The sequence below is a fragment of the Pseudomonas sp. LBUM1647 genome (assembly GCF_059716175.1).
Genome location: NZ_CP166809.1, coordinates 1,589,828 through 1,603,408, shown reverse-complemented (window position 1 = coordinate 1,603,408; position 13,581 = coordinate 1,589,828). Strand labels below are relative to the sequence as shown.

Sequence of the window (13,581 nt, the reverse complement as noted above, 5' to 3'; positions counted from 1 at the left end):
GGGTTTTCTTTTGCCTCCGAGGAAGCAGGATCAAAAGATCGCAGCCTCGTTACACTCGACAGCTCCTACATAAAACCGCGTTCACCTGTAGGAGCTGTCGAGTGCAACGAGGCTGCGATCTTTTGATCTTTATCCAGCCCACAAAAAAAGCCCCTCGATTGAGGGGCTCTTTGTGCAGCGCTTTCAGCCAACCCGCATCAGGTCATCTGAATGATGGTCTGCATGATGGTGCTCTGAGTCGAGATAGTCTTGGCGTTCGCCTGGTAGTTGCTCTGCGCCTTGATCAGGTCGACCAGTTCATTGGTCAGGTTGACGTTGGACTCTTCCAGGGAGTTGGAGTGGATCTCGCCCAAGGTACCGGTGTTCGGCGCATCGTAGCCCGGGATACCCGACGAATAGGTTTCTTTCCAACTGGTGCCGCCTACCGGTTGCAAACCTTGTTCGTTGGTGAAGCTGGCGAGCGAGATCTGGCCGATGGGCTTGGTCTGGCTGTTGCTGAAGTTGGCCAGCATGACACCGCTGGTGTCGATGGTCAGGTTGGTGATCTGGCCAGTGGCGTAGCCGTTCTGCGAAGGAATCGAACGCGCGGTGTCAGCGTTGTACTGCGTGGTTTTGTCCATGGAGACCGTAATGACGCCGGAGGCAGCGCCGTTGGCCTTGAACGTGCCATTGGTCACGGTACCCGGAATCCAGCCGGTGACCTTCAGGTCAGGGCTGGTTGTCACGGATGGCGGAACGGTCGCTGGAACAACCGGTGTGGTGACCGAAGTCAGCTTGCCGGAGCTGTCGAAGTTCATGGTTGAAGCGACTGGAAGGGAAGCGGCAAGAGTAGGATCGCTGCCATCCGGGTTGCGACCCTCGATCAGGGTGTAGGTCTTCCAGGTGTTGTCACCCGTCTTGACCATGAATTGATCCATGATGTGCTGGTTACCCTGGGTATCGTAAATCGGGGTACTGAACTGCTTGGTGAAGGACGCTTCCTTGGACGGGTCAAACGGATTGGTAGTCTGGTTGATGATGGGAGCTGTGGAGTTCAGGTTGATCGTCGACGAAACCGTGGAGGTGTTTTTTGGCGCCAGGTTCGAAGTATCGATGCGCAGGTCAGTCAAAACGCCATTGAGGATCTTGCCATTGGCATCCACGCCATAACCCTGCAGACGCGCAGACCCATCGCTATTGGTGACGTAACCGTCCTTGTCGACCTTAAACGTACCGGCACGGGTGTAGGACATCGAACCGTTCTCGCTCAGCACGAAGAAGCCGGAACCGTTGATACCCATGTCCAGCACGTTGCCGGTGTTGTTGACGTCGCCCTGAGTGAACTGCTGGGAAACGTTGGCCAGGCGCACACCGTTACCGATGGTTTTGCTGCCGGAACCCAGCTTGGTAGCCGAGTAAACGTCTTCGAATTCCGCACGGGACGATTTGAAACCGGTGGTCGCGACGTTGGCGATGTTGTTGCCGGTCACGTCCAGTTGTTTGTTGGCTGCATAGAGACCGCTAAGGCCGATATTGAAAGACATATTCCACTCCTTTGTGCCGTGTTAGTCGGCTCTACATACCAATAGTTTGTACTTTGGACAGGGCGATGCTGCCGGCCCCGGCCAGGTTGAGCATCAACTCGCCGCCCGTCTGGCTGATGGTCACGCTGTTGACGGTGGCCGGCAGGTACGTCACCAGCGAGGTCGCCTTGCCGTCGTAGGTCGCCGTAGCGCCGAAGGTATAGGTACCCGCCTTGGCCACTTCGCCTGCATCGTTTTTGCCGTCCCAGATGAAAGTGGAAGTACCGGCGACCTCGCTGCCCAGGTCGATGGTGCGGACAACCTTGCCATCGGCATCGGTGATCTTGACCTTGACCGGGTCCACCGACGCCGGTACGGCAATGGTGCCGCTGAAACTCTTGGAGGTATCGACCACCGACTTGTCGCCCGGTGCAATAACCGAACGCCCGACCAGCGACGATGCCTGCAATGCCTGGGACGAGTTGTAATTGCTTGCCAGGCCACTGACGGTATCGTTGAGCGTGGTGATGCCTTCCAGGCTACTGAACTGGGCCAACTGGGCGACGAACTCGCCGTTGTCCTGCGGTTCCAGCGGATTCTGGTTTTTCAGTTGCGTCACCAGCAACTGCATGAACGCGTCCTTGCCCAGGGCCTTTTTGCCGGTGGCGCTGTTCGTTGCCGCCGCCAGGCCGTCGGCACTGGTGTTGGTCTTGATCGAGGAGTTGGCCAGGATGTCCTTGAGGCTCAAACCACTGGTGGTATCGGTAACACTCATCTGAGTCGCCCCTTATCACTGACCGAGGGTCAGGACCTTCTGCATCATGGTTTTGGCGGTATTCATCATTTCGGCGTTGGTCTGGAACGAACGGCTCGCGGAAATCATGTCAGCCATTTCTTCCACCACGTTGACGTTCGGGTAGTAGACGTAGCCCTTGGCGTCGGCCGCCGGATGGTTCGGCTCGTAGCGCGCCTCAAGGTTGCTCTGGTCTTCGACCACGCCCAGCACTTGCACGCCTTGACCGGCCGCGTCCTGGTTCTGGAACAGCGAATCGCTGCCGCCGCTCTGACCGCCCTGGAACATGGTGGCGAATACCGGGTGCCGTGCACGGTAGGTCTGGTCGATGCTCGACGAGACGGTCTCGGCGTTGGCGATGTTACTGGCGACGGTGTTCAAGCGAGTGGTCTGGGCACTCATGCCGCTACCGGCAATGTTGAAAACACTGGCTAGAGACATGACTTACTCTCCACGAAGGGCTGACACCAGCCCTTTGAATTTGCTGTTGAGCAGGGTGAAGCTGGCCTGGAAGTTGACCGCGTTTTCCGCGTAGTTCGACTGTTCCAGCTGGGCGTCCACGGTGTTCTGGTCGATCGACGGTTGCATCGGCGTGCGATACATCAGCGACTCGTCGCCATTGCCCAGGCCTTCGGCTTCGATATGACGGCTGTTGGTCATGTTCAAGGCGAAAGATCCGCTCTTGGTCTTCTCGTTCTGTGCGGCGAGCACTTTGGAGAAGTCCAGATCCCGAGCCTTGTAGTTCGGGGTGTCGGCGTTGGCGATGTTGTTGGCCAGGACTTCGGCACGCTGAGCGCGGAAGCCCAGGGCTTGTTCGTGGATACCGAGCGCTTTATCGAAGCTGATGCTCATGTCGGAAACCTTCGGGTGACCTGATTTTTCGTAACATGGACATAGCAAGCGTCGTGCCAATTGAAAAAAAGGCCGTAAACCGGGGCTTTGCGGGCAGTGGCAATGTGGCAATGCCAGAAAAGCGGCAACCGATTTCCGCCGCCTGCCGCTTTTCTGCCGCTTTACACGGTCTGTAGAACACCACCTGACCCCGTGGCGAGGGGATTTATCCCCGTTCGGCTGCGAAGCAGTCGTAAACGCGGTTTTACTTTGAAATGCCGGGGCCGCTTCGCAGCCCAACGGGGATAAATCCCCTCGCCACGGGGCTCGCTCCTACAGGGAATGGGCGGTGGGTTTGAGGAATGAGCTGGCAAAAAAAACGGGAGCCCCTGAGGACTCCCTTTTTTTTGATGACGCCAACGAATCACTTCGCCTGGTAAATGATCCCCGGGCTGCACTGGACCATCTGGTAATGATCCGGCAAACCGTTCAGTGCCTCGGAAGCACCGAGGAACAGATAACCGCCCGGCTTCAACGTGCTGTGAATGCGCAACAGGATGTCCTTCTTCACCTCGGCGGAGAAGTAGATCAGTACGTTGCGGCAGAACACGATGTCGAACTTGCCGAGACTCGCGTAGCTGTCCAGCAGGTTGAACGAGCGAAACTCCACCCGGCTCTTGATCGGCGCCTTGATGGCCCAGCGTCCCGGCCCTTTCGGGTCGAAATAACGTTGAAGGCGCTCGGGCGACAGGCCACGGCCGATGGCCAGGCTGTCGTACTCGCCGGTCTTGCAGTTGGTCAGCATGGTGCCGGACAGGTCGGTGGCAACGATCTGCACGCCCATCTTCAACTGGCCCATGTTCACGCGCTCGAACTCATCGATCGACATCGACAGCGAATAGGGTTCCTGACCCGACGAACAGGCCGCCGACCAGATCCGCAGACGCTGGCCAGGGGCGGCCTTGATCGCTGCGGGCAGCACCTTGTTCTTCAAGACTTCAAACGGATAGGTATCACGAAACCACAGGGTTTCGTTGGTGGTCATGGCATCCACCACCATCTCGCGCAAACCGCTGCGCGGCTGGGTCTGGATGCGCTGGACCAGCTCACCCAAGGACTTGATGCCTTGCTGTTCCATCAGTTTGTTGAGACGGCTCGAGACCAGGTACTGCTTGTTTTCACCGAGCAAAATGCCACAGGCTTTTTCCAGGAAGACCCGGAACTGTTCGAAATCCAAATTACCCGTAGACAAAGATGCCGCCTCTTAAATCGTATTAACCGTTAGGGGCAGAAGGCCCCTAGCTGATGTCTGCTGCTTTGATCCGGTTGACTACCCGGGATGCCAGGTCATCAGGACGGAATTTGGCAAGGAAGTCATCGGCACCGACCTTCTTGACCATCGCCTGATTGAATACACCCGACAACGAAGTATGCAGGATGATGTGAAGCTTTTGCATGCGAGGGTCGTTGCGGATCTCGGCCGTGAGGGTGTACCCGTCCATCTCCGGCATCTCGATGTCGGAAATCATCATCAGGAACTCTTCTTCCGGCTTCTTGCCCTCGTCGACCAGCTTGCGCAGGTAATCCAGCGCTTGCCGACCGTCGTTCAACGCCACCACTTCGACACCGACCGTTTGAAGGCAACGGCTCACTTGCTTGCGCGCCACCGACGAGTCATCGACCGTCAGTACTCGCAAAGAGAGCGCCTTGTGCTGGGTTTCGACATCCACCACGCCAACGGAAATCGCTTCCGGTGTCGGCGCCACTTCTGCCAGCACTTTCTCGACGTCGATGATTTCGACTAACTGATTGTCGACCCGAGTCACAGCCGTCAGGTAATGATCGCGTCCCGTGCCCTTGGGTGGCGGATGAATCTCCTCCCAATTCATGTTGACGATGCGTTCCACCGACCGCACCAGGAAACCCTGGGTCTTGGTGTTGTACTCCGTGATGATCACGAAGGGATTGCTTTGATCTTTCAGCGCACCGGAACCGGTCGCCATGGCCAGATCAAGAATCGGAATGGTCGCCCCCCGAATATTTGCCACACCGCACACGACAGGACTGGATTTTGGCATCAGCGTCAGTTTCGGGCATTGCAGCACCTCCCGAACCTTGAACACGTTGATCCCATACAGCTGCTGGCCGTCGAGACGGAACAACAACAGCTCAAGGCGATTCTGCCCTACCAGTTGCGTGCGCTGGTTTACCGCATCCATTACACCAGCCATGCACAGACTCCTACACCAACGCTTAAGTGTGTTGCGACGCGCATTCATCACTAAACGGCACGGCGCTTGCTTTTTAACTCTTATGAACACAGAACCGACATTTTTCCGACGCCTGACATCAAACGCCCGCAAATTGCTTTGCGTGGTGTCGGCCGTCTGCCTGTTCAACGCTGGCTGCCCTGCCCTTGCTGACGCGGTTACCTTGCCTGACATGCTTATCGGCGTCACTCAGGGCTTTCTTGAATTCACCGTAGAAGACTATCTGGCGACCAGTCAAACGGAAGGCCGCTACGAGATCGAGGTCAAGCAGCTTGATCCGCGGCTGCGCATGCCCATGTGCGACAAGGAATTGACAGCGTCCCTGGAGAGCCCGGCCACGCCGCTGGGCCGGGTTACGGTCAAGGTGCGCTGCGAGGGCGCGTCGCCCTGGACGGTCTTCGTACCCGCTCAAGTGCGCCTGTTTCGCGACATTGTGACCACCACCCGCCCGCTGCGACGCGCCGGTATCGTCGAGCCCCAGGATGTGACCCTGCGCGAGCGTGACATCAGTCTGATCAGCCAGGGTTACCTGACTTCCGTCGACCAGGCGATTGGGCAGAAGCTTACCCGACCAATGGTCGCCGACCAGGTCATGACCCTGGTGCACATTGAACAGGCAGAAGTCATCAGCAAGGGCGACCAGGTGGTGATTACCGCCCGCAGTGGAACGCTGAGCGTGCGCATGCCGGGTGAAGCGCTGTCCAACGGCGGCTTGCGCGAACAGATTCGGGTGAAAAACCTCAACTCCCAGCGGGTCATCAAGGCGCAAGTCACCGCACCCGGCCAGGTGGAAGTGGCCATGTAGAACACTGGCGCGCCGCTCGACTGTTCCCTAGACTGTGCCCTATGCAGGGCAAGCGCTGACGCGCGCAAGCTCATTGATAATTGGGCCTAAAGTTTTTCCGGGTATGGCCGAAAACATGGCAAGCGTCCAAATACCCAGAGGTTTTTTGTCATGGTCATCGATTTCAGCCGTTTGAACAGTTCCTCGTCACTTACCGGTAGTACACGTACCAGCGCAGCAAAGGAAACCGCCGAAGCCGGCAAATCCACGCCGCTGAATACCCCGGCCGAACAGGCCAGTACCGTCAAAAGCGGGGAATCGGTACATCTCAGCAATGAGGCTCAACAGTTGCAGAAGGTCACTGACAAGCTGCGCGATCAGCCTGCCGTCGACAACGCCCGCGTGGCCGAGTTGAAAGCAGCGATTGCCGATGGCAGCTACAAAGTCGACAGCAACCGTGTAGCCAGCAAACTGCTCAACTTCGAAGCCCAGCGCTAGGCCAAGGCCTGCGCCAGGCTTTTGGACGCTTAAAACCCAAGGCCAGCCATGCACGACACTAATTTACTGCAACTGATCACCGACGATTTCGCTCCAGCACAGCACTTGCTGGAGTTACTGCAAACCGAGTCCCTCGCCTTGCACGGTCGCGACATGCCACTGCTCGAAGAGATTCTGGCGCAGAAACAGGCATTGATCATTTTGCTCGATCAGCATGGCCGCAAGCGCAGTGAAATCCTCGCCAGCCTCAACCTGCCGACCAATCGCGATGGACTGGAGCAACTTGCCAGCCATTCGAGCATTGGCGATCAGCTGTTGGAGCAGAGTGATGTATTGACCGATCTTCTGGCTCAGTGCCAGGCGGCCAACGTCAAGAATGGCCAGTCGATCCTGGTGCAGCAGGCCGCGACGGCCAATCAGCTGAAAATCCTCAACGGCGGCGAGCCGCCAGCGCTCTATGATGCACGCGGATCAACCTCCATGCTTGCGAAGCCGCGCCCGCTCAGTCAGGCTTGAGGCTGCTGAAAAGTGCGCACTATCAAGACGCGAAACATGCTGGCAATATGCTAGCCAGTAGTAGTCATATTTTGTCTGGAGATTGATGAACCGTGTTCAATGCCTTAAGCGCGGAAGATGCTCCGCAGCCACCCAAGGTGCTCACCACGCCGTTGGAGATCTCCGGCAACCTGCGCCAGCTGCAAGACAGCCATGATCCGCTGATCATCACGTTCCATGAGCGCAGCCAGCGCTTCCAGAGTTATCTGGTGGACATTGACCGTGACAGCAACATGATTGCCCTGGACGAAATGATTCCCCGCGACGGTGAACGCTTCCTGCTGGCCGGCGAACCGTTCAAGGTCGAAGGCTTTCACGACGGCGTGCGTATTGCCTGGGAAAGCAACGGCCCGTTGACCATCGACGAATCCGGTGGCGGTCGCTGCTACCGTGGCGCCCTGCCCGCCGAGGTGGTTTACCACCAGCGTCGTAATGCATTCCGCGCAGCATTGAAGCTGGCACAACTGGTCAACGTCGATCTGGGCGGTGAAAAGCTCAAGTCGCCGATCAGCGGCAAGCTATTGGACATCTCCGCCACCGGCTGCAAGTTGCGCTTCGAAGGCGACATCACGGGCAGCCTGCAACTGGGCCAGGTCTATGACCGCTTCATCGCCGCCCTGCCCTTTGGCAACATGACGGCACCCGTCGAGCTGCGTTACCTGCACTTCGAAGAAAGAATCTCCACCACCTTCGCCGGCGTACGCTTTCACAACATGAGCGGGCTGGTGCAGCGGCAGGTCGAGCGGTTCGTCTATCAGCTTCAGCGCGAAGCGCGGCGCTTCGATAAAGACGACATGTAATAAGGCGCGTCAATAGAAACGGGCAGTCCCTTGCGGTGACTGCCCGTTTTTTTATGCGGTGTTTTTATGCTTAAGGCCTGGCCTCGGTAAAACTTTGCTCGCGAGGTGCATCAGGGTCTTCGGGCGGCGGATCGGTTTCGGGCTCTGATTCAGGTTCCGGGTCCGGCTCAGGGTTGATCGGGTTCTGCATCTGATCCTGAACCACCTGCTCATCGACACGGGGGTCAAGGCAAGCCACCAACGGCGAACTCGACATACTGTCCGGCATGGCGACGTGATGCAGCGGCGCATCGTCGACCACATGCAGGTTGGTCACCGCTTTCGGGCGAATTCGCCACACCAGCACCAACGCGAAGAAGCTGAAGAAGGCATAGAGCATGTGGCTGCCGAACAGCTTCATCAGCACCCCGGCCACCAGCGGCCCGATACTGGCGCCGACACCGTAGGTCACCAACAGCATCGCTGTCAGGGACACCCGACGATCACCTTCGACGTGGTCGTTGGAGAATGCCACCGCCAGCGGATAGAGGCAGAACATCACCAGCGAACAGCAGAACCCGGTGATAAACAAAATCTCCAGCGGTACCTGTTGCATGATTGCCAGCGGCAACGCGGTAAGCGCCAGGACCAGCGCAAAACAGCGGATCAACAGCGCCCGGTCATAACGGTCGGACAGCCAGCCCAACGGCCATTGCACCAGCAAGCCCGCAAAAATGCAGCTACCCATGAACAGACCGACCTGCTCCGTGGACAACCCCTGCTGTGAGGCATACAGCGGTGCCAGACCGTAGAACGAACCAATGATCAGCCCCGCCCCCAGCACCGTGCTCAACGACTGCGGCACGCGTTTGATGAAGAACCGCGGCTCCATCGGTGCCGGGTGCAACGGCGCCGGGTGAATCCGGCGAGTCAGGGCCACCGGTACCAGGCACAGCGCGAAGCACAAGGCGACCAGCATCAGCAGCTCAAGACCCAGGCCCGGGTGCATGACCAGAATCAACTGACCCAGCACCAGCCCCAGGTACGAGGCGATCATGTAGCCGCTGAACACCGTGCCGCGCTGCGACGCTTCGGCCTGCTCATTGAGCCAGCTTTCGATGACCATGTACTGGCACATCATGCCGAGGCCGACAATCACCCGCAGGAAGATCCAGGCAGGCAACCAGTCCACCAGGCCATGGCCCAGCACCGCCGCGCCGACAATCCCGGCGCAGGCTGAATAGGCGCGAATATGCCCGACCCGGGCAATCAGCCGGTGGCCGATCTTGCCACCCAGCACCAGGCCGCAATAGTTGGCTGCCATCAACGCACCGACCCACAGGCTGTCGACGTGGTCGGCGGCCAGGCGCAAGGCCAGGTAAGTACTCAACAGGCCAGAGCCGATCAACATCATCAGCGAGGCAAAATAAAGCGCTCGAAAGGGTTTCCAGATTTGGCGCATCGGCGTTCCGAGCGGCTCCTTGCAGTGAGAATCGGGCTACCCGAAAAGATAGCCCGAAGACGATGGATCGTCAGGCCTGGGCCGCTAAAACACGCCGCTCCCAGGGAGTAATTTCATCAAAGAAGCTGGTCAACTCCATGGTCTTCGAGGCGATGTAGCCTTCGATGAACTCCTTGCCAAACAGTTCCTTCGCCAATTGGCTACGTTTCAGACGCTCAAGAGCAGCATGCAAGGTACACGGCAACGAAAGATTGTCCGGCACTTCGAACTCACCCTGGATCGGCTCGCTAGGCTCCAGTTTGTGTTCAATGCCATACAACCCTGCGGCAAGGCTGGCGGCGATCGCCAGGTAAGGATTTGCATCAGCCCCCGGCAAGCGGTTCTCGACCCGACGAGCGGCGGGCGAACTGGCTGGAATACGCAATCCGGCCGCACGGTTGTCGTGGGACCAGCAGGCATTATTCGGTGATGCGTAGGGATGGCACAAGCGCTGATACGAGTTCACGTTCGGTGCGAACAACGCGGTGAAATCCGCCATGCCGGCCTGCTGACCCGCGATGAAATGACGGAAGGTCGCGGTCGGCTCTCCAGCCTTGTCGCTGAACACGTTACGCCCGCTGCCGATCTCGATGATGCTCTGGTGAATATGCATCGAACTGCCCGGCGTGTGCGCCAGCGGCTTGGCCATGCAAACCACGGTCAGGCCATGCTTGAGCGCGACTTCTTTAAGCAGATGTTTGAACAGGAGAGTCTGGTCGGCCAGCAGCAGCGGATCGCCGTGCAGCAGATTGATCTCGAACTGGCTGACGCCCATCTCGTGCATGAAGGTATCGCGCGGCAGGCCCAGGGCCGCCATGCAGGCGTAGACTTCGCTGAAGAACGGCCGCAAACCATTATTGGAACTGATACTGAACGCCGAATGGCCGTCTTCGCGACGACCGTCCAGGCCCAGCGGCGGCTGGAACGGTTGAGTCGGATCGTTGTTGGGCGCAAACACAAAAAATTCCAGCTCGGTCGCCACCACCGGCGCCAGGCCGAGGGCCGCGTAACGCGCGATCACGGCTTTGAGTTGGCCGCGGGTCGACAGAGACGAGCTTTCGCCTGTCAGCTCGTCCGCATCGCAAATGGCCAAGGCTCGCGGCTGCTGGCTCCACGGCAAGCGATGGATCTGTGCAGGGTCGGGCACCAGCGCCAGGTCGCCATCATCGCTGCCGTAAAAGCGCGCTGGCGGATATCCGCCCATGATGCATTGCAGCAGCACCCCCCGCGCCATCTGCAAACGCCGCCCCTCGAGAAAGCCTTCGGCGGTCATTACCTTGCCACGGGGTACGCCATTCAAATCCGGCGTGACACATTCAATCTCATCAATGCCCGTCAATCGCTGTGCGAGTGAGCGATGGCCATCGGTTGTCATGACGCAATCCTTTGTTGGTGTGCGAGCCGCGAACGGCGACCCGTACAAAATAGGCTCCGCCTGTTCGGAATATCAAGCAGCGCACAAAAAGAAAGTCATTGGCTGAACACCTCTGATTTACGGACACCACAATCCAGTAGGAGCTGGCGAAGCCTGCGATCTTTTGACTTTGCTGTTTAAAGGCAAGATCAAAAGACCGCAGGCTTTGCCAGCTCCTACGGGGGACGTTCCCATCAGGGGAGGTAAAGGCTGAACACCCCGCCACCCAGCGGGCCGCCATTGCTGATTTCGGTGCGTCCGCCCACGCCGTTGCGTTGATGGAGTGCGGCAATCCGCCCGGCAAAGTACAGGCCCAGGCCAGTGCTTCCGCTGCTGTGGTTGATGCCCTGCACGTAATCGGCCTGACGCTCGATCATCTCGGGTGGATAACCCTCGCCATCGTCGTTGACGGTCAGCACCAGTTGCCCGGCTTCATCGCTGACACTGATCAACACCGCGTGGCGGGCGTAACGAATGGCGTTGTTGATGCTGTTGCCCAGCACCGAAGCAATCAGCTCCCGGTCGAAAAAACCCAGAGGGCTCAACGGGTCCACTTCATAGGTCGCCATGATGCCGCGACTGGCGAACACGTCCTGGTGGCAGGCCAATTGCGCTTCGATGAAGTCATCCAGTTCATGGTAGGCCGGTTGCAACGGCATCTGGTTGACCCCGAGTTTGTACAACCCCAGCAACTGCACGAGCATGCCATTGAGGTGCGCGAACTCGAATTCGATCACGCCCTGCTCCGGGGTGTGGTGCTGCGGATCCGGCAAGCGCGCCAACCATTGGCTGTGGGCCTGCATCAGCATCGCCAGGGAGTTCTTCATGTCGTGCACGGTGGAGGCAATCACCGTGGAAAAATCGAGTGCCTGTTCGCTGTCGTTCATTCGCCAAACACCTTGCTTCGCAACTTCTGATAACGGGGAAAACGCGCATCGGTGTCGGGCATCAGGCCGACCATTTTCAGGCACGTCCGACATTCCTCCAGCTCCGCCGAAGGGACATTGGTGTCGGTGCCGTGCAGCAGCGACTGCGCCATGTTCAGCGCGATGCTGATGTTCTTGGGTTGCAGCGCCAGGGCTTTACGGAACACCTGCCGCGCCTCCACCAGGTTGCCGGTCTTGTACACCCGCACGCCCTGACGGTTGAGGTCCGCAGCGGCGTTGCCGGAGTTGAGGATGGTCGGATCGTCGGTCAACTTGGCGATGCCCTTCATCACCGTCGGGTCATCGCCGTAGATTTCCGCGCAGTTTTTCAACATCGAGGCACCGGCGCTGGCCTGGCCGAGCATCTGCAGTTGCTTGGCCACCAGCAGCGCCGCTTCGGCGCTCATGAACTGTTCCATGCCATCGAGGCGCATCATCGCCTGCTCGGTGAGCTTCTCGGCAGTTTCGGCATCGTTGAGCAGCAGGCTGGTGGCTTTCATCAATCGCGCACGAATCTGCAGACCCGGGTCGGAAGGGTTTTCCTTGGCCACCGCACTCAGCGTTGTGTTGATTTCCAGTCGAGTCCGGGTATCCAGACCTTTTTCGCTGCCTTTACTGATCAAGGCATGGGCCAGGCCAAGGTTGCTCTCCGCATCCTTGAAACGAGACTGCGCGCCCTGCGCCACAGCCTGGCGATAGGCTTTGGAGGCGGTTTCAAAATCTTCGTTGGCCATCGCCAACTTGCCCAGCAGCGCTTGCCGGCGCACCGCCAGTGGCGACAAGCGGATCGCCTCTTCCAGCACACGCTGGGCCGCCTTGGTGTCGCCTTCGGCGACCAACACATCGGCCATGCCGTCGTAGAGCGCCGGCATCATCGGGAACACTTTCAGGGCTTTTTCGTAGACGCCTTTGGCCTGAGCGACCTGGCCACGCTTGAACAGCAACTTGCCCAACCCGGCAAACGCCCACGGCAACGGTCGATCAGCAATGATGCCGTCGTAGAGACGCTCCAGCGCCTCGTTCTGATTCAGGTCGCGCAAGGCATCGGCGCGGTAGCGCAGGCACAACGGCGAGTAGCGGATGTCTTGCTTGCACAGGGCGATGCAGGCATTAAGCACTTCAACCGGTTTGCCCCGGTCAAGGGCCTGCAGAATCGGCTTGAGCAAGGTCTTGCGTTGCTCCAGCCGCTCCAGGCGTTGAGCCAGGCCGGAACGGTTGAACGGTTTGGTCAGGTACGCATCGGGTTCGTGTTCCAACGCACTGAGCACCATCGCCTGACTGGTCTCGGCGGTGACCATGACGAACACGGCCTCATGGCTGATCAGCTTCTCGATCATCAGGTCTTCAAGCACCTGTTGACCGTTCTTCTTGCCATCGCCCAGGTGAAAGTCCTGCAGGATGAAATCGTAGGCCTTCTGCGAACACATCCGCAGCGCCTGCTCACCGGAATCGGCGGTGTCGACATCCTTGACGCCCAGCTCGCGCAGCATGGACCTGACGGAACTGCGGAAATCCGAGAAATCATCGACGATCAAAAAACGCTTTTGGTGATACGACAGCATCGAAGATTTCCAGGCAATTTAAGAAGAAGACCATGACTGTTCGGGTTATCGGCCAGTAGTGGCGTTCCCTTGAGAAGTCATACCGCTCAGTACGCGCTAAATATTTGAAGGTGTTATTGAAAAACGGGATTACTCTGATTTGTTACAGCGCACCTCACCCCACTTG

14 protein-coding genes are annotated in these 13,581 nt (G+C 58.5%); 4 read left to right on the top strand and 10 right to left on the bottom strand.

Annotated elements, in window-relative coordinates; translation table 11 throughout:
• Nucleotides 1–197 precede the first annotated feature (197 nt).
• The 6 genes from flgE to ACA059_RS07195 all read right to left on the bottom strand — a co-directional run bounded on the left by flgE (nucleotide 198) and on the right by ACA059_RS07195 (nucleotide 5,357).
• Nucleotides 198–1,523: a flagellar hook protein FlgE gene (gene flgE, locus ACA059_RS07220; RefSeq protein WP_497633242.1), complete on the bottom strand. Its 1,326-nt coding sequence runs from the start codon at nucleotides 1,521–1,523 to the stop codon at nucleotides 198–200.
• Between the two features lie 31 nt (nucleotides 1,524–1,554).
• Complete coding sequence (gene flgD / locus ACA059_RS07215) at nucleotides 1,555–2,277, bottom strand: flagellar hook assembly protein FlgD (protein WP_497633241.1); 723 nt, start codon at nucleotides 2,275–2,277, stop codon at nucleotides 1,555–1,557.
• A 15-nt stretch (nucleotides 2,278–2,292) separates the two neighbouring features.
• A complete protein-coding gene (gene flgC, locus ACA059_RS07210) occupies nucleotides 2,293–2,736 on the bottom strand; it encodes a flagellar basal body rod protein FlgC (RefSeq protein ID WP_046046514.1) in 444 nt (147 codons plus the stop codon).
• Between the two features lie 3 nt (nucleotides 2,737–2,739).
• A complete protein-coding gene (gene flgB, locus ACA059_RS07205; RefSeq protein WP_008147960.1) occupies nucleotides 2,740–3,147 on the bottom strand; it encodes a flagellar basal body rod protein FlgB in 408 nt (135 codons plus the stop codon).
• Between the two features lie 403 nt (nucleotides 3,148–3,550).
• The gene (gene cheR / locus ACA059_RS07200; protein ID WP_008147958.1) at nucleotides 3,551–4,378 is read right to left on the bottom strand and encodes a protein-glutamate O-methyltransferase CheR; all 828 of its coding nucleotides are present in this window, start codon (nucleotides 4,376–4,378) and stop codon (nucleotides 3,551–3,553) included.
• A gap of 46 nt (nucleotides 4,379–4,424) precedes the next feature.
• The gene (locus tag ACA059_RS07195) at nucleotides 4,425–5,357 is read right to left on the bottom strand and encodes a chemotaxis protein CheV (protein WP_497633240.1); all 933 of its coding nucleotides are present in this window, start codon (nucleotides 5,355–5,357) and stop codon (nucleotides 4,425–4,427) included.
• 82 nt (nucleotides 5,358–5,439) lie between these two features.
• Between ACA059_RS07195 and flgA the strand changes: the two genes are divergently transcribed.
• The 4 genes from flgA to ACA059_RS07175 all read left to right on the top strand — a co-directional run bounded on the left by flgA (nucleotide 5,440) and on the right by ACA059_RS07175 (nucleotide 8,033).
• Complete coding sequence (gene flgA / locus ACA059_RS07190; protein ID WP_497633239.1) at nucleotides 5,440–6,201, top strand: flagellar basal body P-ring formation chaperone FlgA; 762 nt, start codon at nucleotides 5,440–5,442, stop codon at nucleotides 6,199–6,201.
• A gap of 150 nt (nucleotides 6,202–6,351) precedes the next feature.
• Nucleotides 6,352–6,678, top strand: coding sequence for a flagellar biosynthesis anti-sigma factor FlgM (flgM, locus tag ACA059_RS07185; protein WP_497633238.1), 327 nt, complete (start codon nucleotides 6,352–6,354; stop codon nucleotides 6,676–6,678).
• Between the two features lie 48 nt (nucleotides 6,679–6,726).
• Nucleotides 6,727–7,194 carry a flagella synthesis protein FlgN gene (locus ACA059_RS07180; RefSeq protein ID WP_074879179.1) on the top strand — a complete coding sequence of 156 codons (468 nt, stop codon included), beginning with the start codon at nucleotides 6,727–6,729 and terminating at the stop codon, nucleotides 7,192–7,194.
• A 92-nt stretch (nucleotides 7,195–7,286) separates the two neighbouring features.
• On the top strand, nucleotides 7,287–8,033 hold the full coding sequence (locus ACA059_RS07175) for a flagellar brake protein (RefSeq protein WP_223432459.1): 747 nt from the start codon (nucleotides 7,287–7,289) through the stop codon (nucleotides 8,031–8,033).
• A gap of 70 nt (nucleotides 8,034–8,103) precedes the next feature.
• Here ACA059_RS07175 and ACA059_RS07170 read toward each other — a convergent pair whose 3' ends face one another.
• The 4 genes from ACA059_RS07170 to ACA059_RS07155 all read right to left on the bottom strand — a co-directional run bounded on the left by ACA059_RS07170 (nucleotide 8,104) and on the right by ACA059_RS07155 (nucleotide 13,415).
• Entirely contained in the window at nucleotides 8,104–9,474 is a 1,371-nt protein-coding gene (locus ACA059_RS07170; protein WP_461999576.1) for an MFS transporter, read from the bottom strand.
• A gap of 70 nt (nucleotides 9,475–9,544) precedes the next feature.
• The gene (locus tag ACA059_RS07165; protein WP_497634634.1) at nucleotides 9,545–10,786 is read right to left on the bottom strand and encodes a glutamine synthetase family protein; all 1,242 of its coding nucleotides are present in this window, start codon (nucleotides 10,784–10,786) and stop codon (nucleotides 9,545–9,547) included.
• A gap of 335 nt (nucleotides 10,787–11,121) precedes the next feature.
• Complete coding sequence (locus ACA059_RS07160) at nucleotides 11,122–11,814, bottom strand: sensor histidine kinase (RefSeq protein ID WP_140676506.1); 693 nt, start codon at nucleotides 11,812–11,814, stop codon at nucleotides 11,122–11,124.
• Nucleotides 11,811–13,415, bottom strand: a complete 1,605-nt coding sequence (locus tag ACA059_RS07155; protein ID WP_497633237.1) for a response regulator — start codon at nucleotides 13,413–13,415, stop codon at nucleotides 11,811–11,813. Before ACA059_RS07155 ends, ACA059_RS07160 begins: the two co-directional genes overlap by 4 nt.
• Between the last annotated feature and the right edge of the window lie 166 nt (nucleotides 13,416–13,581).

What these genes read in the sequence shown, in the direction of transcription:
- flgE (WP_497633242.1), bottom strand. Translation starts at nt 1,523, where the DNA reads ATGTCTTTCAATATCGGCCTTAGCGGTCTCTATGCAGCCAACAAACAA.
- flgD (WP_497633241.1), bottom strand. Translation starts at nt 2,277, where the DNA reads ATGAGTGTTACCGATACCACCAGTGGTTTGAGCCTCAAGGACATCCTG.
- flgC (WP_046046514.1), bottom strand. Translation starts at nt 2,736, where the DNA reads ATGTCTCTAGCCAGTGTTTTCAACATTGCCGGTAGCGGCATGAGTGCC.
- flgB (WP_008147960.1), bottom strand. Translation starts at nt 3,147, where the DNA reads ATGAGCATCAGCTTCGATAAAGCGCTCGGTATCCACGAACAAGCCCTG.
- ACA059_RS07195 (WP_497633240.1), bottom strand. Translation starts at nt 5,357, where the DNA reads ATGGCTGGTGTAATGGATGCGGTAAACCAGCGCACGCAACTGGTAGGG.
- flgA (WP_497633239.1), top strand. Translation starts at nt 5,440, where the DNA reads ATGAACACAGAACCGACATTTTTCCGACGCCTGACATCAAACGCCCGC.
- flgM (WP_497633238.1), top strand. Translation starts at nt 6,352, where the DNA reads ATGGTCATCGATTTCAGCCGTTTGAACAGTTCCTCGTCACTTACCGGT.
- ACA059_RS07180 (WP_074879179.1), top strand. Translation starts at nt 6,727, where the DNA reads ATGCACGACACTAATTTACTGCAACTGATCACCGACGATTTCGCTCCA.
- ACA059_RS07170 (WP_461999576.1), bottom strand. Translation starts at nt 9,474, where the DNA reads ATGCGCCAAATCTGGAAACCCTTTCGAGCGCTTTATTTTGCCTCGCTG.
- ACA059_RS07165 (WP_497634634.1), bottom strand. Translation starts at nt 10,786, where the DNA reads ATGACCGCCGAAGGCTTTCTCGAGGGGCGGCGTTTGCAGATGGCGCGG.
- ACA059_RS07160 (WP_140676506.1), bottom strand. Translation starts at nt 11,814, where the DNA reads ATGAACGACAGCGAACAGGCACTCGATTTTTCCACGGTGATTGCCTCC.
- ACA059_RS07155 (WP_497633237.1), bottom strand. Translation starts at nt 13,415, where the DNA reads ATGCTGTCGTATCACCAAAAGCGTTTTTTGATCGTCGATGATTTCTCG.